Below are 23,744 nucleotides of genomic sequence, written 5' to 3'. Positions count from 1 at the left end.
AGGGGAGGGGAGACCATGCAACCCCAGACAATCCGCAAGGTGGTGATCGCCGGCGGCGGCACGGCTGGTTGGATGGCCGCCGCCGCCTTGGCGCGGCAATTGGGCCCGCTGCTGGACATCACCCTGGTGGAGTCCGAGGACATCGGCACCGTCGGGGTCGGCGAGTCGACCATCCCGACCGCCCGCACCTTCAACGCGCTGCTGGGCATCGACGAAGCCGAGTTCATGCGGGCCACCCAGGCGACCTTCAAGCTCGGGATTTCGTTCGAGAACTGGGGCGAGATCGGCGATCGCTACATCCACTCGTTCGGCCAGGTCGGTAAATCCACCTGGATGGGCGGCTTCCATCACTTCTGGCTGCAGGCCGTCGCACAGGGCTTTGGCGGCGACCTCGGCGACTACTGCTTCGAGCTGAAGGCGGCCGAGGCCCAGCGGTTCTATACCGGCGAGGAGAGCCCGCTGAACTACGCCTACCATCTGGACGCCGGTCTCTACGGCCAGTTCCTCCGCAAGATGGCGGAAGCGGACGGCGTCCGCCGCGTCGAGGGCAAGATCGCCAGCGTCCGCCAGCGCGGTAAGGACGGCTTCGTCGAAGCGCTGGTCATGGAGTCCGGCCAGCTGGTCGAGGGCGACCTCTTCATCGACTGCACCGGCTTCCGCGGCCTGCTGATCGAGCAGACCCTGAAGGCCGGCTATGAAGACTGGAGCCACTGGCTGCCGACCAACAGCGCGCTGGCGGTCCAGACCCGCTCCACCGAGCCGGCGGTTCCCTACACCCGCGCCATCGCCCACCGGGCGGGCTGGCGCTGGAAGATTCCGCTGCAGCATCGCGTGGGCAACGGTCTGGTCTACTGCAGCGACCACATCTCGGACGACGAGGCGATGGCCATGCTGACCAGCGAGATCGAGGGCGAGACCCTGATCTCGCCGCGTCTGATCCGCTATCGCACCGGCCGCCGCCGGAAGACCTGGGACAAGAACGTCGTGGCGCTGGGTCTTTCCAGCGGTTTCGTCGAGCCGCTGGAGTCGACCTCGATCCACCTGATCATGATCGGGGTCACGCGCCTGATGCAGCTGTTCCCGTTCGGCGGGATCAGCCAGGCGGCGATCGATCGCTACAACCGCCAGGCCGATGACGAGCTGGAGAAGATCCGCGACTTCATCATCCTGCACTACAAGGTGACCGAGCGAACCGACAGCACGTTCTGGGACCAGGTGCGAACCATGGACATCCCCGACAGCCTGGCGCATCGCATCGCCCTGTTCCAGGAAAGCGCCCAGGTCTTCCAAGCGCCGGGCGAGCTGTTCCAGGTCGACTCGTGGCTGCAGGTGATGCTGGGCCAGCGGATCATGCCCAAGACCTATCACCACATGGGCCGGTTGATGCCGCCGCAGCAGTTGAAACAGGCGCTGGACGACCTCAAGCGCAACATCGCCGGGGCGGTGTCGCGTCTGCCGCAGCACCAGGCGTTTCTGGACCACTACTGCGCGCCGCCGGTCAGCAAGAGCGCCTGAGCCGGGCTGGCTCCGCTACTGGGGCAGCGGGGCGAACAGCTTCTGCAGGGTGGCGCCGATCCGCGTGGCGGCGGCGTCGCCTTCGGCCAAACCCATGGCGCTCAGCTCGCCGCCGATCCGCCGACCGACCGCCAGCAGGGGGCGGCTGGTGACCTGGGCCTGCGCTAGCGCCTCCACCGCTTCGGCGTAACGCGCGGCGTTGAGGTTTTCGAGCGCCCAGGCGCGGGCGGCCTGGCCGGTCTCGCGCCGCAGGGTCTCGTCGGCTACCAGACGCTCCAGCGTCGACCGCAGCTCCTCGACCACGATCTCGCCGTCGATCTTGAAGACGAGGTCGTCGGGCAGTTCACCGTAGAAGCCGGCGCGCGCCACGACCGTGGGCCGCCCGCTCAGCATGCCCTCGCAGGCGGAACCCGACGCGCCCTCCAGCACCGGCTTGCGCAGCGCCACCATGATGTCGGCTTCGTCGAGCCGGCGGTCCAGGGTTTCGTCGTCCACGGCGCCGTCGATGATCAGGTTCTCGAAGCCGACCTCGGCGGCCAGCGCCTCCAGCCGGGCGCGCTCCTCATCGGAGATCGGCCCCACGAGACGGTAGACGCAAGCCCTCAACGCTTCGGAGCCACCCAGCGCCTGGATGACGTCGGCGACGCGCTTGTTGGGGTTCATCACCCCGACGGTTGTGATGGTCAGCTGTGACTTGGCTTTCGGCGTGCCCGGCGGCGTCGCGCGGTCTGGACAGCACAAGGGCGTCACCGCCACGGGACCCACGCACGCGGCCTCCAGCTTCGGGGCATAGAAGCGCGCGTGGGCGAGCGCGGCCTCGCAGCGGCGGGCCAGCCATTCGGTCATGGGCAGGTGCGCGGCGATCTCGCCCATGTCCAGCATCTGGCCGGAGCGGACAGCCACGGCGTGGGGAAGCGCAGCCTCGCGATAGGTCGCCACGATCTCGGCGTCGTGGCGGTGATAGTCGAGGCCGTTGTAGTGCAGCCAGCCCGAGAACAGGTTGTAGATATAGAAGTCGTGGAAGATCCCTAGGCACGGCGCGGCGTCCAGGATCGCGAACACGCCAGCGTGGAAGGGGTAGTTGTCGCCGATATTGACGACGACCACGTCAAACTCCGCCCTCAGCCGCGCCAGGTCATAGGCGCGCCAATGGTGGACGGGCAGGGCGGTCGGGTGCAGTGGCTCGGCCGGATCGTTCTGGTCCTCGCAGCGCAGGATCTCGATCTGGTGGCCCCGCGCGGCGAGTTGCTTGGCGACCTCGGCGCTGACCCGGCCGATCGACGAGCGCAGGACGAAGGGCGTCACCCAGCAGATCTTCATCAGACTGTCCTAGCGGCCCAGCAGACGCTTCTCGGCGTCACCGCCGCTGCGTACGAAGGCGATATTGGCCGAGACGACCTTAGCGGCGGCCTTGGCGTTGGTCTTCACGCAGTCGCCGTGGGTCTCGTCGATCATGTAGGGCGTAAAGCCCGCATCGCCGAACGCCTTGAACCACTGCGTCGGGGTCTGCCCGACGCGCGCCAGATGCTCGGGCCCGAACTCGGCCAGGATGGCCAGGTCCGGGTTCTTGGCGATGACGCCCTTCATGCCGGCCAGCACGTCCAGTTCGGCGCCCTCAACGTCGATCTTGACCACATCCAGGCGCTTGGCGGGCGCCACGTCGTCCAGCCGCACGACCTCGACCTCGACCGTTCTGGCCTCTTCGGTCTCGGGCAGGGCGTAGAGCGAGCTGTGGCCGATGATGTCGCTGACGTGGAAGGTCAGGCGACCCGGCTTTTCGCCGACGGCCTGGTCACGCACCTCAACCCAGGACAGGCCGTTGAGATGCTTCATCTTTTCCAGGTTCGCGCGCGGGACGGCCTCGGGTTCGAAGGCGATGACGCGGCCGCTGGGGCCCGTCGCCCAGGCCATGACCAGGGTCAGGAGGCCGATATTGGCGCCGACATCGGCCACCGCCATGCCGGGCTGGATCAGGCGACGCAGGACATCGCCCGTCCCCGGCTCGAGGCCCCGGCTGGTGGCGTTGGCCAGCATGGTGACGAAGGTCGGCAGGTTGCGCGGCGCCAGGACGTAGCCGTCGCGCATGCGGATCGCCATCGACTCGTCGTCATAGGCGATCAGCGGCCGCTGCTTGATCTCCAGCTCGTCGAAGCGGGGACCGAACACGCCCGGCAGGCCGGCGATGTCGCCGTCCAGCTTGCGGCTGAGGCCTTCGATGCGGATGCCATGATCCTCGGCCCGCGCGCTGTGGCCCTCAATGCGGTTCAACTGCGCAGCCATCGCCTGCAGCACCACGGCCGCGCTCTGCTGCTGTTGCAGGGCCAGGTGAAGCAGTCCCTGCGTGTGGGCCAGGTCCGCCGACAGGGCCTGAATCTGGCCCTGGGCCTGGCGCAGCTCATGCTCGACGCTGGCCTGCAGGTAGCGGCGCGCATAGCCCGCCACGGGCGCCACAACGGGGGCCAGCAGACGGCGCGCCAGGGCGAAGCGACGGCGCGGCGGCGGGCCTTGCGGCGCGGGAGGCTCGGAGACGGGGTCCGGCGCGGGCGTGGCGGCGGGGCGCATGGCGGAGCTAATCGCCAGATCCAGGCGTGCGGGCCTCAAGTCGTTCCTTCCCGAACGCGATCCCGATGCGGGACGACGTTCTCCGATCTCGCAACACAGGGAGCCGCAGCTCCCGATGTCCGGTCTAGACCAGATTCACGAGATGCAGAAACGACGAATGCTCGCCCACTAGGCTGATCGAACTGCCGTCGGCGAAATCGTAGGTCACGCTTTCCAGCTGCGAGATCTGGCCCACATCATGCAGGACGCGCGCGTCGAACATCACGATATGGGCGTCCTTCTTCATGACTTCGATCTGGCCCGTGTGGGCCACGAAGTAGTCGATGAAGGCCTTGACCATGTCGATCGACGCGTAGGGCGGAGCCGGCGCAGTCGGCGTCGGCGGCGTCGGCTCAAGCGGCTTGGGCGGCGTGATCACGCCGGTCACAGGTTCGCCCGAGGTTCCACCGTCCACGGACGGCGGCGGCGGGGTCGGCGCCACCACCACCGGCTCGACCACGGCCGCCGTGTCGTCGGTCGGCGTCGGAACGACGGTGTAGTGCTCGCCCTTGGCGATGATCTCGGCCAGGACGTCGGGAAGCTTGCTGACCTCGATCACCGAGATCCGCTGCGCCGAGCCATCCCCGACCAGGCCACGCACCAGCTGGACGGCGTCCACCGTCGGCAGCCCCGCGAGGTTGAAGCCCAGCTGGACGTCCAGCGACCAGTCGCCGGCCGTATGAGTCACTTGGAGCGGAGAGGCCTGCACTGATTCCGCCCGAACCGCTGGCAGGCTGTTCGGGACCGCGTCGGCCGCCTGGGCCTCGTGCGCCGGCATGGTCGATAGCAGCGCCACCAGCGACAGCACCGAGCTCACCGCCTGGACGGGGCTGTTGTCCACGGTCGGCGCCTGCGCGGGCAGTAGCGAGGGACCGCCGACGTCCGTGTTGGTCGGCACAGCGGCCGCGCCACCGAAATCCAGGGCCGCAGCGGCCGCAGCCAGACCCGAGCGCACGGCCGGGTCCAGGGTCGAGGCGTCGACGCGGAAGTCCGAGGCCAGCAGCGCCGCGGCCAGAACCAGCACCGCCTCGTTGGCGGGCAGCTGCACCGACGCATAGGCCGGCTGCTGGACGCCCGCGGGCGCGGCGCCGTTCGTCAGGCCGGCGTTGGAGCTGGTCGTCAGCAGAACCGGGCGGCTATGGCCGGAGTTGGCGTTGCTCTGACCGGTCTCGGCGGCGCGCGCCTCGCCGGTCTTGAAGAAGGCGGTGCCGACGACGGCCACCAGCAGGGCGGCGGGGTGGACCGAGAGGTTGCTGCCGTTCTCCGAGCGACGGATCAGCGGGTGGCGCGCCACCAGGTTGCGAACCAGGGCGGTGAAGTCGAAGCCGCGCGCGATCTCTTCATAGGCGGGACCGGCGATCAGGTACTCGCCGTCGATGCGCGCGAAGTGGATCACCACCTCGCCGTCGTCCGAGCGGTAGAACACGAACCACGGCTCGTTCTCGTCGCTGAGGCCGCGATCGGTGCCGACGCGGATGCCCGCGCGGATCAGGGCGCTCTCGACACGGTAGAACTCGGCCAGCTCCTGCTGGGTCCAGTCCGCCGGTTGCGGCGCATAGCGCGGCGAGCGCTGAAAGAACGATAGGACCTGAGCGGCCATACGGTGGAAGCTTCCCCACGCCTAATTATAAAGCCGAACCCCCTTCGGCCGATGCACAGTAACCGAACTAGTCCTCGCTGAACAGGATCTCGAACGTGATCGGATCGTAGAAGCGCAGCAGTTCGCGCACGAACGTCTTTTCCGACACCTCCAGAGCCTTGGCCCAGTCGCGGTAGCGGTCCGGCGGGATGCGGCCGCGGCCGGTCTCCAGCTGGGAGATGAAGGTGTAGTAGTCGGCGCCGACCTTGGCGGCCAGCTGTCGCTGCGAGAGGCCCGCGGCCTCGCGCATCTCTTTCAGCCAGCGGCCACCTTCGCGGCGGAGGTCTTGCACCTCCGAGGCGCTGCGGCGTTGCGGATTACCATACATAACAAAGGCCTCGCGTGTTCCCGGGCGCAAGGAGCGCGGGCGCGCGCTCACTCATCCGCCAAGCGAACAGGCTTTCTATATAGCCGCTTTCGGAGGGGGGTACAAGAAACGCTATATAGGAATTTGCTGTACCGGTTAGAAAAATGCTGTACCCCTGAATTTCGGCTATTGTCGACGTATGACGTTTGCTCTATAGCCATCGCTGCTCCCATGCGCGCCATTCGGTCGCAGGGGGTGTGGGATTTTTTTGGGAGACATTCCTCATGGCCTATACGACGGCCCAGTTGGTGACTGCGTACACCAACGCAAACCTCGGTAAGGCGCCCGACGCCGCCACCACCCTGACGCTCGACGCGTACGCGACCCAGTCGCAAACCGGCGGCATCTCGGACGCCACCGCTCTGGCCAACACCCTGAAGCTGGTCAACAGCACGACGGCTGTCGCCATCCAGACCTACCAGTTCTTCACGGGCGCTGCCCCGTCGGCCGCTGGCCTGGAGTATCTGGTCGACTCTGACACCAACACGACCGACCTGAACGACGCTTACTACGCGAAGTTCGCTCAGGAAAACCGCTTCATCAACTTCTCGATCAACCTGGCCACGGGTTCGGGCGCTGGCGCTTCGGCTTTCGCCGCGTCGTACGGCTCGGTTTCGTACGCCCAGACGGTCGCCACCGCCTATGACAAGATCATCGGCAACGCCGCCGCGGCCGCCGCTGGCGTCGACGTCGCCGCCGCCGTGGCTTACCTGAGCCGCCAGGCCAACATCGACTACCTGACCGCGTTCGTGAAGGCCAACACCGGCCTGACCGCCGCTGCCGACATCGACCTGGCTGTCAAGGCCGCCCTGATCGGCACGATCCTGAACGCCGCCACGGTGTCGGGCATCGGTGGTTACGCCAAGTCGACCACCGCGATGATCAACGACCTGTCGGACGGCACGCTGTCGACCGACAACGCTGCTGGCGTGAACATCCTGACCTCCTACCCGACCGTCATCGCCGTGAACTCGGCTCTGACCACGGGCGTGGACACCGTTGTCGGCACCTCGGCTGACGACACCATCACCGGCACCTATGCTGGCGGCGCCACCGACACGCTGACCGTCCTCGACTCGATCGACGGCGGCGCGGGCACCGACACCCTGAAGATCACGGCTACGGCTGCTCTGGACATCAGCACGATCACCGGTCTCTCGGTGAAGAACGTTGAAAACGTCTCGATCACCTCGGCCGGCGCTCTGACCGCGAACACCACCGGCTTCACCGGCGTGACCTCGGTTTCGGGCACCGCCATCGGCAACGCCGCTGTGACCGCTTCGTCGACCACGGCTGTTTCGGTCACCCAAGCCGCCACGAACGCTTCGACCGTCACCGTCAATGGCGGTTCGTCGGTCAACGTCACGTCGGCCGCCACGGGCCTGATCTCGGTTGGCGTCACCACCCAGCAAACCGGCGCGACCACGGTCACGGCGTCGAAGGGCGCTGCTGTCACCGTTGACGGCGGCACCTCGGTCACCGTCACCGAAACCGGCAACGGCGCTGTCACCATCGGTGGTGGTAAGGCTGTTTCGGGCGCTGTTTCGGTCACCTCGACCGGTACGGGTAACGTGGCCATCGACGGCGGCACCACGGTGACCGTCGCCTCGTCGGGTCAAGGCACGGGCACGATCAACATCGGCGCCACGACGCAAGCGACCGGCGCGATCTCGGTGACGAACGGTGGCGGTTACGCCGACGCCGACATCACCCTGGGCAACGTCACCGTGAAGGGCGGCTCGACCGTGACCGTCTCGGAAACCGCTGGTTTCACCACCAAGATGGTTTCGGACGCTGTCAAGGACACGACCAACAACACCGTGACCCTGAGCGCCGTGTCCGTCACGGGCACGACCGACACGACCTCCGTGTCCGTCTCGCAAGCCGCGACGGTCGCCAAGGTTGATGGCGTTGTCGCCGTCGCCGAAACCGGCAAGGTCACCGAGTCGGCCGCTGTCACGTTCGGCACTGTCGCCGCCGCCGACACGCTGATCTTCGGTGGTCTGACCTTCACGGCCACCTCGGCGATGACCGCTGCGCAAGCTGCGACCATCTTCGCGGACCTGAAGGCTGGCGCGACCACCGGTTACGCCACCGCGTTCGGCACCTACTCGGGCACCCTGGCCGGTTACAACACCGGTTCGGTCGCCACGGGCAACAAGGTGACCTTCACCAGCACCACCGCCAACACCAACGTTGCGGACCTGGCGAACACCGGCACCAACGCCAACGCCACCGTCGTTGTGACCCAAGGCGCCGCCTCGACCGCCGTTGACGCTGTCGAAGGTATCCTGGGCGTCACCAACAACACCGTGTCGATCACCGACGTGAACTCGGCTTCGAGCACGAAGGCCGGCACCATCACGACCGTGACCCTGGCGAACGCCTCGGCCGCCACGATCGCTGACAACTCGCTGTCGACCCTGAACCTCTCGGGCGATAACGGCAACGTGACGATCACGGCCGCCGCCGGCGCCATCTCGGGCGGCATCGCTGCGACGACCCTGACGGTCAACTCGGCTGGCACCGTCGGCACCCTGACGGGTAACCAGTACAAGACGCTGAACGTCGCGGCTTCGGCTTCGACGACCTTCACCGGCGTCAGCAGCTCGGCCGCGACCTCGATCGCCGTGTCGGGTACGGGTACGGTGAACCTCGGCACCCTGACGACCGCCGCCCTGACCAAGGTCACGGCTTCGGGTTCGGTCAACCTGACCGCCAACGTCTCGGGCGTCGCGACCGTCACGTCGGTTGACACCTCGGCTTCGTCGGGCAACGCCACGATCACGATCGATGCGACCGCTGCTTCCTTCACGGGCGGCGCTGGCAACGACCGCGTGACGATCTCGGCTTCGCCGACCAAGGCGATCTCGGCCGGCAACGGCACCGACACCCTGGTGGCCAACATCGCTGGCGGCTTCAACGCCTCGGCCAACGCCAACATCACGGGCTTCGAAACCCTGGGTCTGGGCGCGGCTTCGACCGGCGCGTTCAACGCCACGGGCTTCACCGGCCTGACCATGGGCGCCGTTGGCGGCGCTGTGAGCTTCACCAACGTCGCTGCTGGCGTTGGCCTGTCGATCACGGCGACCACCGGTGCCGCCACCACCGTCACGCTGGCTGACGCCACGGGCACGAGCGACACGTTCGCCCTGACCCTGTCGTCGTCGGCTGCGATCGCTGCCAACACGGTCACCGTGGCTGGCGTCGAGTCGATCACGATCAACGCTGTCGACACCAACTCGACCGCCCACGTCGACACCCTGACGCTGGTCGCCACCTCGGCGAAGTCGCTGACGGTGACGGGTTCGGCGGGTCTGAACCTGACCAACACGGGTAACACCGCGCTGGCCACGTTCGACGCCTCGGCTTCGACCGGCGCCATCACCTTCGCGACGGCTGTCACGACCGGCACCACCACGATCACGGGTTCGGCCACCAAGGCCAACGCCCTGACGGGCGGTACGGCTGCTGACACCATCGTCGGTGGTTCGGCCGCTGACACCCTGACGAGCGGCACGGGCCTCGACATCCTGACGGGTGGCGCTGGCAACGACACGTTCGTGCTGTCGGCGAACGCCAACGGCAACACCTACGCGACGATCACCGACTTCGCTAAGGGCGACACCATCACGGTGACGGCTCTGGCTCAGAACGGCACGGCGAACTTCTCGCTGGGCTCGAAGGTGACGCTGGCCGACACCGCCGCGTTCGCTGACTACCTGAACGCCGCGGCTTCGGGTGACGGCAGCACCAACACGATCGCGAAGTGGTTCGTCTTCGGTGGCAACACGTACATCGTGTTCGACAACGAATCGCAGAACACCTTCCAAAATGGCACCGGCGCTGACCAAGTGGTCAAGCTGACGGGCGTGCTCGACCTGAGCACCGCCGTGACGCAAGTCGGTGGCACCGCCGCGATCTCGCTCATCTAAGATGAGCGCGACCTGGGCGGGCTCGTCCCGCCCAGAACGTGGTTTGAGTTAAGGACGACGCCGTCCCGGTTCTCCGGGGCGGCGTTTTTCTTTGCGCCGCAGCCCGAGGAGGCGAAGGGCCTTGCCGTCGAGGTCTCGCTGTGCTCTAGCGCGGAAGCGTAGGCTGCTCACTTTCCGCCACAATTTCGTGGTCGAGACGGCGCCTTAGTTGTTACTGTACATGGCCGCGTGGGTAGGCGCGGCGTCCTGAAGGCTCACAATGTTCAAGCCCAGCGGCGCGAAGCCGACGATCCTCGACCAGGCCGTGCTGGTCGCCCGCCCGGCGGTGATCACCGCCATGGTCTTCAGTTTCTTCATCAACATCCTGGCGCTGGTCAGCCCGCTGTACATGCTGCAGGTCTATGACCGCGTGCTGTCCAGCCGCAATGTCGCGACCCTGGTCGTGCTGACCGTGATCTGCGTCTTCCTGTTTCTGGTGTACGGGCTGCTGGAAGCGCTGCGCACCCAGGTGCTGGTGCGCGGCGGTCTCAAGTTTGACGGCGTTGCGCGCGATCCGATCTTCAAGTCGGTGCTGGATTCCACGCTGAACCGGCGCGGCGCGGGCGGTCAGGCCTTCCGCGACATGGACCAGGTCCGCGAGTTCATGACCGGCGGGCTGATCGCCTTCTGCGACGCGCCGTGGACGCCGGTGTTCGTCATCGTCTCGTGGATGCTGCACCCGTTCTTCGGCATCCTGGCGATCATTTCGTGCTTCATCATCTTCGGCCTGGCCGTGATGAACGACAACGCCACCAAGAACCCGATCCAGATGGCCACCATGGCCTCGATCGCCGCCCAGAATGACGCCGGCTCGACCCTGCGCAACGCCGAGGTCATGAAGGCCATGGGCATGTGGGGCGGGCTGCAGGCGCGCTGGCGCCTGCGTCGCGACGAGCAGGTGGCCTGGCAGGCCGCCGCCAGCGACGCCGGCGGCGCGGTGATGTCGGGCATCAAGGTGTTCCGCAACATTGTCCAGACCCTGATCCTGGGCGGCGGCGCCTATCTGGCCATCGACGGCAAGATCTCGCCCGGCGCGATGATCGCCGGCTCGATCCTGGTCGGCCGCGCCCTGGCCCCCATCGAGGGCGCCGTGGGTCAGTGGAAGGGCTATATCGGCGCGCGCGGCGCGTGGGACCGCCTGCAGACCATGCTGCGCGAAGAAAAGAGCACGGACGATCACATGCCGCTGCCCGAGCCGCGCGGCGTGCTGTCGGCCGAGGCCGCCTCGATCCTGCCGCCCGGCGCCCAGGCGCCGACCATGCGCCAGGCCAGCTTCCGCATCGACGCGGGCACGGCCGTGGCCATCGTCGGCCCCAGCGCGGCGGGCAAGTCCTCGCTGCTGCGCGGCATTGTCGGCGTCTGGCCCTGCGCGGCCGGCGTCATCCGCCTCGACGGCTACGACATCAAGCAATGGGATCCCGAGAAGCTGGGTCGCCACATCGGCTATCTGCCGCAGGACATCGAGCTGTTCTCCGGCACCGTCGCCCAGAACATCGCCCGCTTCACCGAGTTCGAGTCCGATGAGGTGATCGCCGCAGCCACCCTGGCGGGCGTGCACGAGATGATCCAGGGCCTGCCGATGGGCTATGACACGCCGATCGGCGAGGGCGGCGCCTCGCTGTCCGGCGGCCAGCGCCAGCGCCTGGCCCTGGCCCGCGCGGTGTTCCGCATGCCGGCCCTGCTGGTGCTGGACGAGCCGAACGCCAGCCTGGACCAGACGGGCGAAGTCGCCCTGATGGAGGCGATGAACCGCCTCAAGGCCGCCAAGCGCACGGTGATCTTCGCCACCCACAAGGTGAACCTGCTGGCCCAGGCCGACTACATCATGGTCATCAACCAGGGTGTGATCAGCGACTTTGGCGAGCGCGACGTGATGCTGGCCAAGCTGACGGGCGCAGCGCCGCCGCAATCCCCGCCGCCGACGCCGCCCCCCGCGCCCCTGCAGCGCGTCCAATAGGCGCTCTTCGTCTGTCCGCCTCTCCCTTCCTGGCCGTTGCAAACGCGCCCATCAGGCTTGAATCACAATGAAGCCCCCTAAGCTCCAGCGTCCGACGGACAACTTCCAAGGCGTGGCCCGTATCGGCTACGGCATCATCGCTCTGACCTTCGTCGGCCTGCTGGGCTGGGCGGCCTTCGCGCCGCTCGACAGCGCCGTGATCGCCAACGGCGTCGTCTCGGCCGAGGGCAATCGCAAGACCGTCCAGCACCTGGAGGGCGGCCTGCTGAGCAAGATCCTCGTGCGCGAGGGCGACAAGGTGAAGGCGGGCCAGCTGCTGTTCGAACTGGACCCCACCCAAGCCAACGCCGCCGCCGGCATCACCCGCAACCAATATGTGGCCCTGAAGGCGATGGAAGCGCGCTTGCTGGCCGAGCGCGATCAGCGCGCGTCGATCAGCTTCCCGGCCGACCTGCTCAGCCAGCGCGCCGATCCGATGGTCGCCCGCGCCATCGCCGACGAGCAGGCCCAGTTCAGCGAGCGTCGTCAGACGATCCAGGGGCAGGTCGACCTGATGAACGCCCAGCGCGCTCAGTACCAGAGCGAGATCGAGGGCATCGATCGTCAGACCCAGGGCCTTAAGGACCAGCTCGGCTTCATCGAGGACGAACTGACCGACCTGCGCAAGCTCTACGACAAGGGCCTGGTGCCGCGTCCGCGCCTGCTGGCCCTGGAACGCGAGCAGGCCTCGCTGTCCGGCTCGATCGGCCGCCTGACCGCCGACCGCTCCAAGGCGGTGCAAGGCGCTGGCGAAACCCAGCTCAAGATCCGCCAGATCAAGCAGCAGTTTTTCGAGGAAGTCAGCCAGAGCATCACCGAGACGCGCGTGCGCCTGGCCGAAGTGACCGAGAAGGAAGTCGTGGCCTCCGACGCCCAGAAGCGCATCCGCGTGCTGTCACCGGTCAGCGGCACCGCGCAGAACCTGCGCTTCTTCACCGAAGGCGCCGTAGTCCGGGCCGCCGAGCCGCTGGTCGACATCGCGCCCGACGACGAAACCTTCGTGATCCAGGCGCACTTCCAGCCGACCGACGTGGACAATGTCCATCCCGGCATGGTCACCGAGGTTCGTCTGCCCGCCTTCCACTCGCGGGAGGTCCCGATCCTGAACGGCAAGATCCAGTCGATCTCGCAGGACCGCATCTCGGATCCGCAGGCCAAGGTCGACTACTTCCTCGGGATCGTGCGCGTGGACATCAAGCAATTGCCGCCGCAGCTGCGAGGCCGGGTCACGGCCGGCATGCCGGCTCAGGTGATCGTCCCGACCGGCGAGCGCACCGTGCTGCAGTATCTGTTCTCGCCGCTACGGGACACCCTGCGCACCACGATGCGCGAGGAATAGGGCTAGGATTTCAAGAGCCTGATTTGCAACGCTTTTCGGACGGCGGCGCGGGCGATGTAAAATCGCCGGCGCTGCTTTCCATTCGCGGGCAATAGTGTAGTCAGGACCCTTCGTTGTTACTGGAGTCGGCGGATACGCATGGCGAAGACGGCTTTGATCACCGGGGTCACCGGTCAGGACGGGGCGTACCTCGCCAAGCTGCTGCTCGAGAAGGGCTACACGGTCCACGGCATGCTGCGCCGCTCGGCCTCGGCCGACGTGATCGGCGATCGTCTGCGCTGGATCGGCGTGTATGACGACGTCCAGTTCGAGCTGGGCGATCTGCTGGACGCCGGCGGTCTGTCGCGCCTGATGCGCCGCCTGCAGCCGGACGAGGTCTATAACCTCGCGGCCCAGAGCTTCGTCGGCGCGTCGTGGGACCAGCCGCACCTGACTGGGTCGGTGACGGGGCTGGGCGCGACCAACATGCTCGAAGCCGTCCGCCTGGAATGCCCGCAGGCGCGATTCTACCAGGCCTCATCGTCCGAGATGTACGGCCTGGTGCAGCACCCGATCCAGTCGGAGACGACGCCGTTCTATCCGCGCTCGCCCTACGCCGTGGCCAAGCTCTACGCGCACTGGATGACCGTGAACTACCGCGAGAGCTTTGGCCTGCACGCCTCGGCCGGCATCCTGTTCAATCACGAGAGCCCGCTGCGCGGCATCGAGTTCGTGACCCGCAAGGTCACCGACGCGGTGGCGGCCATCAAGCTTGGGCAGCAGAAGACCGTCGACCTTGGCAACCTCGACGCCCAGCGCGACTGGGGGCACGCCAAGGACTATGTCGAGGCGATGTGGCTGATGCTGCAGCAGGAGACGCCGGACGACTACGTTGTCGCCACCGGCAAGACCTGGACCGTGCGCCAGATGTGCGAGGTGGCCTTCGCCCACGTCGGCCTGAACTATCAGGACCACGTGACGATCAATCCGAAGTTCCTGCGACCGGCGGAAGTCGATCTCTTGCTCGGTGATCCGGCCAAGGCCAAGGCCAAGCTCGGCTGGGAGCCGAAGACGACCATGCAGGAGATGATCGCCGAAATGGTCGACGCCGACATCGCCCGGCGCTCGCGCAACTGATGAGCGGCGGCGTCGTCATCATCGGCGGCGGCGGCCACGCCAAGGTGGTCATCGAAAGCCTGCGGGCCGGCGGTGAGACGGTGGCGGCCATCATCGACGCCGATCCGACTCCACGCGCGGTTCTGGGCGTGCCGGTGGTCGGCGACGATCTGGCGCTGCCGACGCTGCGCGGGCAGGGGCTTTCCAAACTGTTCGTGGCGATCGGCGACAACCGGCTTCGCCAGACGTTGGGCCGCAAGGCGCGCGACCACGGCTTCGCCCTGGTCAACGCGATCCACCCTTCGGCGGTCGTTTCGCCCAGCGCCCGCCTGGGCGAGGGGATCGCGCTGATGGCAGGCGTGGCGATCAACGCCGAAAGCTGGATCGACGACCTTGTGATCGTCAACACCGGCGCGGTCGTCGATCATGACTGCCGCCTCGGAGCAGCCTGCCATCTGGGGCCGGCTTCGGCTCTGGCCGGGGGCGTGTCGGTGGGGGAGCGGGCTTTCCTCGGTGTCGGCGCCCGGGCCATACCCAGCGTGTCGATCGGCGCCGATACGATCGTCGGCGCGGGCGGCGTCGTCGTGCGTGACCTCCCGGACGCGGTTCTCGCGATCGGCGTGCCGGCCAAGATCAAAGGAGACCGTTCGTGAGTGATCTGCCGCGTATTTCCGTCGCCGCGCCGCGTCTCGACGGCAACGAGCGGGACTACGTCCTGGAGTGCCTGGACTCGACGTGGATCTCGTCGGCCGGCCGCTTCATCACTGATTTCGAACGCGCCTTCGCGGACTATTGCGGCGTCAAGCACGCGATCACCTGCAACAACGGCACCACGGCCCTGCACCTGGCGCTGGTGGCCATGGGGATCGGGCCCGGCGACGAGGTGATCGTTCCGAGCCTGACCTACATCGCCTCCTGCAACGCCGTGACCTATTGCGGCGGCACGGTGGTGCTGGTCGACAATGACCCCCGGACCTTCAACATCGATCCAGCACTGATCGAAGCCAAGATCACGCCCCGCACCAAGGCGATCATGCCGGTCCACCTGTATGGCCAGGTCGCCGACATGGACCCGATCCTGGAGATCGCCAAGAAGCACGGCCTGATGGTGATCGAGGACGCCGCGGAAGCCGTCGGCGCGTCCTACAAGGGCAAGATGTCGGGTTCGCTGGGCGACTGCGCGACCTTCAGCTTCTTCGGCAACAAGATCATCACCACCGGCGAGGGCGGGATGATCACGACGAACAACGATGAACTGGCCGCGACGATGCGCCTGTACCGCAGCCAGGGCATGGATCCTAACCGCCGCTACTGGTTCCCGGTCGTCGGCTTCAACTATCGCATGACCAACATCCAGGCCGCGATCGGCCTAGCGCAGCTGGAGCGGGTCGACGAGCACCTCGCGGCTCGCGAGAAGGTTGTCGGCTGGTACGAGGAAAAGCTGGCGCGCCTGGGCAACCGGGTGATCAAGCCCTATGTCGAACCGACCGGACGCCACGTGTTCTGGATGTACACGGTGCGGCTGGGCGAGGGGCTGTCGACCTCGCGCGACCAGGTGATCAAGGATCTCGACGCCCTGGGTGTCGAGAGCCGCCCGGTCTTCCACCCCATGCATGTGATGCCCCCCTACGCCCATCTGGCCACGGATGACCTGAAGGTCGCCGAGGCCTGTGGGGCGGATGGCCTGAACCTGCCGACCCACGCCGGTCTCACCGAGGCGGACATCGATCGCGTGATCGCCGCGCTCGACCAGGTGCTGGTCTAGCCGATGCGCATCGTCCTGCTGTCTTCGATCGTGCCGTTCATCAACGGCGGGGCGCGCTTCATCGTCGAGTGGCTCGAGGAGAAGCTGATCGAGGCCGGCCACGAGGTCGAGCGTTTCTATCTCCCGTTCGTCGACGACCCGAACGAGATCCTGCACCAGATCGCCGCCTGGCGGCTGATGGACCTGACGCAGTGGTGCGACCGGGTGATCTGTTTCCGACCGCCGGCCTATGTTGTGGACCATCCAAACAAGGTGCTGTGGTTCATCCATCACATCCGCACCTTCTACGATCTGTGGGACACCCCTTATCGCGGCATGCCCGACGACGCCCACCACCGGGCGATCCGCGACAATCTCCGCGCGCTCGACACCCAGGCGATTTCGGAGGCCCGGGCGGTGTTCACCAACTCCCAGGTGGTGGCAGACCGGTTGAAAGCCTTCAACGGCCTGGACGCCACGCCGCTGTATCCGCCGATTTACCAGCCCGAGCGCTTCACCCATACCGGCTACGGCGATGAGATCGTCGCCATCTCGCGGCTGGAGCCCCACAAGCGGCAGGCCCTGATGATCGAGGCCATGCAGTACGTGAAGACCGGCGTGAAGCTGCGCCTGGCGGGCACGGCGTCCAGCGCCGAATACGGGCGCCAACTCGTCAAGATGACCCACGACCTGGGCGTGGCCGACCGGGTCATTCTCGAGGACCGCTGGATCAGCGAGGACGAGAAGGCCGACATGCTCAAGCAGGCCCTCGCCGTGGCCTACCTGCCGAAGGACGAGGACAGCTACGGCTATCCGTCGCTGGAGGGCGCCCACGCCCGCAAGCCGGTCATCACGACCACCGACTCCGGCGGGGTGCTGGAACTGGTCGAGCATGGCCGCAACGGCCTGATCAGCGCGCCGGACCCGCGCGCCCTCGCCGAACAGTTCGACCGCCTGCACGCGGACAAGTCCGCGACAGGCAAGATGGGGACCGCCTCATTGAACCGTCTGGCCGAGATGAAGATCGACTGGAGCACCGTGGTGGAGCGGCTGACCTCATGAGGACGCTCGCATGAAGGTTCTGGTCGTCAACAACGCCGCGCCGTTCCAGCGCGGCGGCGCCGAGGAGCTGGCCGACCATCTGGTGCGCCGCCTGAACGCCACGCCCGGCGTCCAGTCCGAACTGGTGCGCGTGCCCTTCACCTGGGAGCCCGCCGAGCGCCTGATCGAGGAGATGCTGATCTCCAAGGGCATGCGGCTCTACAATGTCGATCGCGTGATCGGCCTGAAGTTCCCGGCCTATCTGATCCCGCATCACCAGAAGGTGCTCTGGCTGCTGCATCAGTTCCGCCAGGCCTACGACCTGTCCGAAGCCGGCCAAAGCCATCTGGATTTCGACGACACGGGTCGGGCGGTGAAGGCGGCGATTCACGCCGCCGACAACGCCTGTTTCGCCGAGTGTCAGAAGATCTACTGCAACTCGCCCGTCACCCAGAACCGTCTGATGAAGTTCAACGGTGTGAGTAGCGACGTTCTCTATCCGCCGCTGAACGACGGCGAGCTGTTCACGGGCGGCGAGCATGGCGACTACGTCTTCGCGGGCGGCCGGGTCGCGGCCGGCAAGCGCCAGCATCTGCTGATCGAGGCCCTCGCCCTGCTGCCGGGCAGCCTGCGCCTGGTGATCGCCGGTCCGCCGGAGAACCAGGCCTATGCCGATCGCCTGACCAAGCTGGTCGAGGACCTGGGGCTGAAGGACCGGGTCGATCTGCGGTTTGGCTTCCATCCGCGCGAGGACATCGCCCGGTGGGCCAACGGCGCGCTGATCTGCGCCTATTTGCCCTTCGACGAGGACAGCGTCGGCTATGTGACGATGGAGGCCTTTGCGGCCGGCAAGGCGGTTCTGACCGTCACCGACTCCGGCGGCTTGCTCGAGATCGTCAGCGGAGACACTGGCGCCGTCGCCGAGCCGTCGCCGCAGGCTCTCGCGGACGCGCTTGACCGTTTGACCTCGGACCGGGCGCGCGCCATATCGCTGGGCGACGCGGCGCGCAGGCTATGGCGCGACAAGAATGTCACTTGGGAAGAGACGGTCCGCCGTCTTCTTGATTAAGCCACAAATATTGGGTTGAAGGCCACGTTAAGACGGGGTCCGCTACAGTCTAGGGAATGCGAGTGCTGTCGAAAGTTCTGTCCGTGCGAACGTCTGTGATCGCCTTGGTTGTGGCCATGGCCGTCGTCGGTCGCGCCGATCTCGCCCAAGCCGAGACCCTGGCTGACGCGATCACCGCAGCCTATCAAACCAATCCGAACATTCAGGCCCAGCGCGCCGCCATGCGCGCGCTTGACGAGAACTACACCCAGGCGCGCTCGGCTTATGGCCTCCAGGCCAGCGCGTCTGTGGCCGAGGTCTACGGCTGGTCGAAGGGCGTGAACGCCAAGAATGGCGTCGAGGCCGCCAGCCAGACGTCGACGCTGTCCCTTAGTCAGACCCTCTACACCAGCGGTCGTTTCTCGGCCCGTCTGGCCGGCGTCGAGGCGCAGATCAAGGCTGCGCGGGAGAACCTGCGCCGGATCGAGATGGACCTGCTGGTCCGCGTGACCAACGCCTACATCTCGGTTCGTCGCGATCGGGAAATCCTTCGGATCAGCCAGGGCGGCGAAGCCTGGCTGCAGAAGCAGCTGAAGGATACGGAAGACAAGTACAGCGTCCGCCAGGTCACCCTCACCGACGTGCAACAGGCCAAGGCGCGCCTGGCCTCGGCCACGACGCAGGTCGCCAACGCCCAAGCGCAGCTCAATGTCAGCGTCGCGTTCTACGCCTCCCTGGTGGGCCACCAGCCGGAGACGCTTGAGCCGGAACCGGACATCGACGACCTGCCCGCCAACCTGGATGAAGCTTTCAATCAGGCGGAGCAGGCCAATCCGACCTTGTTGGCGGCGGGCTACACCGAGAAAGCCTCCCGCGCCGGCGTCATGGAGGCCCGCGCGCAACGCCTGTTCACGGTGGGCGCGCGCGCCGACTATCGCAATGGCTCAAGCACGCCCTACTACGCGCGCGGCGGCCTTCGCGAAGACACCGTCAACGCCTCTGTGACGCTGACGCAACCGCTCTTCACCAGCGGTCAGCTGAACTCTTCCGTCCGGCAGTCGATCGAGGAAAACAACCGCGACAAGCTGCTGATCGAGGATGCGCGGCGTAGCGTCGTGCTGGGCGTCTCGCAGTACTGGGACAGCCTCGTCGCTGCGCGCAAGTCGCTGGTGAGCCTGGAAGAGGAAATGAAGGCCGATACGATCGCCTTCTATGGCGTGCGCGAGGAGGAGCGTTTCGCGCTCCGCAGCACGATCGAAGTGCTGAACGCCCAGGCCGAATTGCAGAACGCCCAGATCAACTTCGTTCGGGGTCGCGCGAATGAGTATGTTGGTCGGCTGCAGCTGCTCGCGCAGGTCGGCACGCTTGAAGTCGGCAACCTGGCTCCGGGCGTTCAGCCTTACGACCCCGAGCGTCACTTCAAGAAGGTTCGCTACAAGGGCGCGTTGCCCACCGAGCTGATCATCGGCGTGTTCGACCGGATCGCTCTGCCGCTGGAGCCCAAGAAGCCGACGGCGGGCGACACCTCACCCGTGCGGCCGGTGTCGAGCGACCTGCCGGCGAAGCCGGTTTCCGCCGACAAGGTCACGCCGCCCGCCTCGATCAACGACCTCCCGGCCCTGAGCGATGACGCGCCACTGCGGACCGCGCCGAAGAACTAGAGCATTTCACGACCTGACTGCGTCAGGCCGTGAGCTCTAATCTTTTGTTTTGGCGCATTTTTCTTCACGCGAACCGGAACCACTACGCTCGAAAAATGCTCTAGAGCGCTTGCCAATTTGATTGGGGCTCCAGCTTTTCCCGGGGCGGCGACCGTCGTTCGCTGAGCGCGCGTTTATCTAGTTCAGCGGCGCCAAGGTCCGGATCATTGTCGTCCAGGCGTCGCGATTGAACGAGACGTGATCGTTCCGTTCGGTCGCGTCCGCGAGGCTCCGACGCCAGGCGTCGTCGGAAATCAGCCGCGCAAGCTTTTCGGCGGCGTCGTCGACGTTCGCGTCGGCCCACTCTCCGGAGCGATAGATCACGCCGTCGCCTTCCACTGGAATGAGCCGGTAGTCGACCAGCACGCCGGACGCGGGGTCGGTGAACTCGACATTGGACGACCAGCCTGTCGCGACGGTGGGCTTGCCGAGCCAGATCGCTTCGGCCAGCAGCAGGCCATAGCCTTCGGATCTGTGGAGCGACAGGACGATGTCGCTGCTCGCGGTCAGGACGGCCATGTCGTGCGCCGACAGATTATCGGTCAGCAGCCGGATGGACGGATCGTGCGCCACCTCTGACGCCAAGGCGTCAAGGATCTCGGGGTAGAGATCCGCGCCGACGATCTTGCAGACCAGCGTCGCGGGACGGGATGCGCGCGAGGCGGCTTCCTGAAAGGCGCGCAGCGCGGCGCGCGGGTTCTTCCGCTCAGCTGTCGAGCGTAGATCGAAGGCCACAAGCACCACGACCCGATCGTCGGGAAGCCCGAAGCGCTTCCGATCCGGGGCTGGCCGCGGGTTCAGGTAAAGCGGGTAGGGGACGGGTGTGACTTTCACGCGCTTCGGCGCCACACGGCGGATCGCATCGGCGGCGAAAGCGGAAGGCGTCCAGACCTCGTCGACGAAATCGAAAGCGGGGCGCCAGTCCGAAGGTGTCTCCTGCAGCTCCCAGGCCCAGTAGCCGATGTGCCGGCGCCCCTGCAGGAGGCGGCCTTCGGTGGCGCTGGCCCACCGCAAGAGTTCAGGCGGGTTGATGTGAGAGATCACGACGCCCCGTTCGTGGGCCTCCGGCGGGGGGAAGGCGGGCGCGATCTCGGCAGCGAAGCCTACGGACGCCGAGAGATCCAGGGCGCGAACGGGCACGCCGGCATCCGCAAAACCCCGCGCCAGCATTCGAGCGCCTTCGCCCAGGCCGTGGACCGCGCCATGAAAGCCGATGATCGTCACCGGGGCGGTGGGAAGCCGCCCTTTTGGCCGTGCGTTTCTCAGGGCGCGACGGAGCGCGGCGTTGGCGGCCTCGCGGCGCTGGTGTTCGGCAACGGCCTCGCCTAGCCGGTCGAGGCCTGCGCGGGGCAGGCCGATGGTGACGTGGGCCCAACGGCGCATCGGCGTCGGCAGGCGCCGCCATATCTGCAGCAGGCGAGATTTCACGTGAGTGGCCGTAGGGCGAAACGCATGCGCGATCGTATAGCGGCACAATCGCTGGCCGCGCCAGTAAAGCTGCTCTGGACGATATTCGCCGCTCTTGTCATGAGACAGGTTGCATGCAGCAATGGCGCGTCATTGGAGTTGGGGGAAGCCTAAGTGTCGACTGAGTGGAGCGCCGGCTATGTCACGGACGTCAACTATACGTTTGGCTATTACAACGAGCTGAACCCGCTCCGCTGCCGTCTTCCGCTTCTCATGGTCGGGCGTCACGCGCCGAAGATCGAGAACGCCTGCGAACTTGGATTTGGCCAAGGCCTTTCCGTCTCGATCCACGCCGCCGCCCAGCCCGGAATCAACTGGTATGGCACCGACTTCAACCCGTCGCAGGCGGCCTTCGCCGCCGAGATGGTGCGGCTGTCAGGCGCGGACGCCAAGCTTTACGACGAGGCGTTCGCCGAGTTCTGCAACCGAAAGGATCTGCCAGACTTCGACTTCATAGGGCTGCACGGCATCTGGACGTGGATCTCCGATGAGAACCGCCACGTGCTGGTGGATTTCATCCGCCGCAAGCTACGTCCGGGCGGCGTGCTCTACATCTCCTACAACACCTTGCCGGGCTGGTCGGCGTCGGCGCCGATCCGTCACCTTATGAAGCGGCACGCCGACGTCATGGGCGCGCCTGGGCAGGGCATCATTGGCCAGACCGATGCGGCCTTGGGCTTCATCGATCAATTCCTCGCCTTGGAGCCCCTGTACGCCAAGGCCAATCCGGGCGCCGTCGAGCGGCTGAAGCAGGTGAAGGGTCAGGACCGGAAGTATCTCGCGCACGAGTACATGAACCGCGACTGGCACCCCATGTACTTCGCGGACCTCGAGCGATGGCTTGGCGACGCCAAGGTCGGGTTCGCCAGCTCGGCCTTTGTGCTCGACAATCTGTATGAGCTGAACATGACCCCGCAGCAGTCGGAGTTCATGCGTGCGGTGCCCGACGTCTCTCTTCGCGAAACGATCCGCGACTTCTGCATGAACCAGCAATTCCGGCGTGACTACTGGGTGCGCGGCGTCCGGGCGCTAGTCGGACACGAACAGGTCGCGGCGATGCGGGAAGAGCGTATCGTCCTGACAGTCACCGAGGCCGACCTGCCCAAGACGGTGCGCGGTGTCCTGGGCGAGGCCAACCTGCTGGATGCGATCTACCAGCCGATCTTCGAGCTGCTGCTCGACAACAAGCCCCACTCCGTCCTGGAGCTGGAAACCCACGTCGCCGCCAAGAACGTGAACTTCGCCCAACTGACGTCGGCCATGTCGATCCTGATGGGGCTGGGCGTCATCACGCCCGCGGCTGCGGCTCAGGACGTTAGCAAGGCCGAGGGGCGGACTCTGGCGCTCAACAAGGCGATCGCCCGGCGCTCGCTGTCCGTAGGCGATGTCGCCTACTTCGCCTCGCCTGTGACGGGCGGCGGCGTCACGGCCGGTCGCTTCAACCAGCTGTTCTGGTTAGCGCGCCAGAATGGCGGCCAGACCTCGGAGGACTGGGCGACCTTCGCCTACCAGGTTCTTCAGGGCCAAGGGCAGGCCATCATCAAGGATGGCGCGACCCTGCAGGGCGAGGACAATCTAACCGAGCTGAAGGTCCAGGCCGAGGAATGGGCGAAAAAGATTCTGCCCGTCTGGACCGCGCTGGGGATCTAGGAGGGCGTGGCCCGCGCGCTTAGCGATAGCTGAGCGCCGGGTGACGACCGTCGCTCCGGCGACGCGTGGGCTCAGTTCGCTTTTTCGGAGAGTGATGCTTCGAACGTCAGGCGAAGTTTCACGTAGTCTGGATTTACGGAAGCGTATTTTTCTGGACGCCAGGCGTTAATGCGGGCCTGTAATGTTTAGAACGTGTGGAGGGATGTTATTTTTCGACCCTAAGCCCGGGTTCGAGAACTCCACAAATTGATGAGTACGCTTCTTTTTGTTTGGATGGCGCTCCCTCATCGCTGATATTTTGACCACAGCGTCAGGAATCTGGAGGCGGCTGCGCAATAGCGGAAGTTGTGCTCCGAATTCACAGCTAAGTGTCGGATTCTCGCCGCAGAAAGGTTGCGAACCGGCGCCGGTTAAGATATGTAGAGAGGGTCTACCCACAAGACTTCCCATTAGCCCCGCCGGAGACCGCGTCACCGGCGGGGCTTATTGTATCTGGGGAGCGTCGGCTCGCGATGATGACAACGCGAGCGATCGACCGCTGTTCCTGTGGTCCAGCTTAAAACCTGAC

16 protein-coding genes are annotated in these 23,744 nt (G+C 66.3%); 11 read left to right on the top strand and 5 right to left on the bottom strand.

Annotation, left to right across the window (positions count from 1 at the left end; translation table 11 throughout):
- Positions 1-15 precede the first annotated feature (15 nt).
- Positions 16-1,515: a tryptophan 7-halogenase gene (locus J2X45_RS07070; protein ID WP_310213047.1), complete on the top strand. Its 1,500-nt coding sequence runs from the start codon at positions 16-18 to the stop codon at positions 1,513-1,515.
- A 15-nt stretch (positions 1,516-1,530) separates the two neighbouring features.
- On the opposite strand, the gene J2X45_RS07065 is transcribed toward J2X45_RS07070, so the two are convergent.
- The 4 genes from J2X45_RS07065 to J2X45_RS07050 all read right to left on the bottom strand — a co-directional run bounded on the left by J2X45_RS07065 (position 1,531) and on the right by J2X45_RS07050 (position 6,083).
- On the bottom strand, positions 1,531-2,835 hold the full coding sequence (locus tag J2X45_RS07065; RefSeq protein WP_310213044.1) for a glycosyltransferase family 4 protein: 1,305 nt from the start codon (positions 2,833-2,835) through the stop codon (positions 1,531-1,533).
- A gap of 9 nt (positions 2,836-2,844) precedes the next feature.
- Positions 2,845-4,116: an FkbM family methyltransferase gene (locus tag J2X45_RS07060; RefSeq protein ID WP_310213041.1), complete on the bottom strand. Its 1,272-nt coding sequence runs from the start codon at positions 4,114-4,116 to the stop codon at positions 2,845-2,847.
- Between the two features lie 85 nt (positions 4,117-4,201).
- Positions 4,202-5,716: a hypothetical protein gene (locus J2X45_RS07055; RefSeq protein WP_310213039.1), complete on the bottom strand. Its 1,515-nt coding sequence runs from the start codon at positions 5,714-5,716 to the stop codon at positions 4,202-4,204.
- 67 nt (positions 5,717-5,783) lie between these two features.
- Complete coding sequence (locus J2X45_RS07050; protein WP_310213035.1) at positions 5,784-6,083, bottom strand: helix-turn-helix transcriptional regulator; 300 nt, start codon at positions 6,081-6,083, stop codon at positions 5,784-5,786.
- Between the two features lie 263 nt (positions 6,084-6,346).
- Between J2X45_RS07050 and J2X45_RS07045 the strand changes: the two genes are divergently transcribed.
- The 9 genes from J2X45_RS07045 (at position 6,347) to J2X45_RS07005 (ending at position 20,020) form a co-directional block, all read left to right on the top strand.
- On the top strand, positions 6,347-10,057 hold the full coding sequence (locus tag J2X45_RS07045) for a hypothetical protein (protein WP_310213032.1): 3,711 nt from the start codon (positions 6,347-6,349) through the stop codon (positions 10,055-10,057).
- A 259-nt stretch (positions 10,058-10,316) separates the two neighbouring features.
- Entirely contained in the window at positions 10,317-12,053 is a 1,737-nt protein-coding gene (locus J2X45_RS07040; RefSeq protein ID WP_310213030.1) for a type I secretion system permease/ATPase, read from the top strand.
- Between the two features lie 67 nt (positions 12,054-12,120).
- Complete coding sequence (locus tag J2X45_RS07035; protein WP_310213027.1) at positions 12,121-13,431, top strand: HlyD family type I secretion periplasmic adaptor subunit; 1,311 nt, start codon at positions 12,121-12,123, stop codon at positions 13,429-13,431.
- A 138-nt stretch (positions 13,432-13,569) separates the two neighbouring features.
- Complete coding sequence (gmd, locus tag J2X45_RS07030) at positions 13,570-14,547, top strand: GDP-mannose 4,6-dehydratase (RefSeq protein WP_310213024.1); 978 nt, start codon at positions 13,570-13,572, stop codon at positions 14,545-14,547.
- Positions 14,547-15,179: an acetyltransferase gene (locus J2X45_RS07025; RefSeq protein WP_310213021.1), complete on the top strand. Its 633-nt coding sequence runs from the start codon at positions 14,547-14,549 to the stop codon at positions 15,177-15,179. The genes gmd and J2X45_RS07025 overlap by 1 nt, the downstream gene beginning before the upstream one ends.
- The gene (locus J2X45_RS07020) at positions 15,176-16,291 is read left to right on the top strand and encodes a DegT/DnrJ/EryC1/StrS family aminotransferase (RefSeq protein ID WP_310213019.1); all 1,116 of its coding nucleotides are present in this window, start codon (positions 15,176-15,178) and stop codon (positions 16,289-16,291) included. Before J2X45_RS07025 ends, J2X45_RS07020 begins: the two co-directional genes overlap by 4 nt.
- A gap of 3 nt (positions 16,292-16,294) precedes the next feature.
- Positions 16,295-17,332, top strand: a complete 1,038-nt coding sequence (locus tag J2X45_RS07015; RefSeq protein WP_310213017.1) for a glycosyltransferase family 4 protein — start codon at positions 16,295-16,297, stop codon at positions 17,330-17,332.
- Positions 17,333-17,342: 10 nt separating this feature from the next.
- Positions 17,343-18,380 (top strand): glycosyltransferase family 4 protein, encoded by a 1,038-nt coding sequence (locus J2X45_RS07010; RefSeq protein ID WP_310213015.1) that lies wholly within the window; start codon positions 17,343-17,345, stop codon positions 18,378-18,380.
- Between the two features lie 56 nt (positions 18,381-18,436).
- Entirely contained in the window at positions 18,437-20,020 is a 1,584-nt protein-coding gene (locus J2X45_RS07005; protein WP_310213013.1) for a TolC family outer membrane protein, read from the top strand.
- Positions 20,021-20,197: 177 nt separating this feature from the next.
- Here the strand turns inward: J2X45_RS07005 and J2X45_RS07000 are convergent, their stop codons facing one another.
- Positions 20,198-21,487, bottom strand: a complete 1,290-nt coding sequence (locus tag J2X45_RS07000) for a glycosyltransferase (protein WP_310213010.1) — start codon at positions 21,485-21,487, stop codon at positions 20,198-20,200.
- Positions 21,488-21,640: 153 nt separating this feature from the next.
- Between J2X45_RS07000 and J2X45_RS06995 the strand changes: the two genes are divergently transcribed.
- A complete protein-coding gene (locus tag J2X45_RS06995) occupies positions 21,641-23,176 on the top strand; it encodes a class I SAM-dependent methyltransferase (protein WP_310213007.1) in 1,536 nt (511 codons plus the stop codon).
- Positions 23,177-23,744 lie beyond the last annotated feature (568 nt).

Source organism: Caulobacter sp. BE264, from assembly GCF_031457805.1.
Lineage (GTDB): Bacteria > Pseudomonadota > Alphaproteobacteria > Caulobacterales > Caulobacteraceae > Caulobacter.
This window is presented reverse-complemented; position numbering and strand designations above follow the sequence as displayed.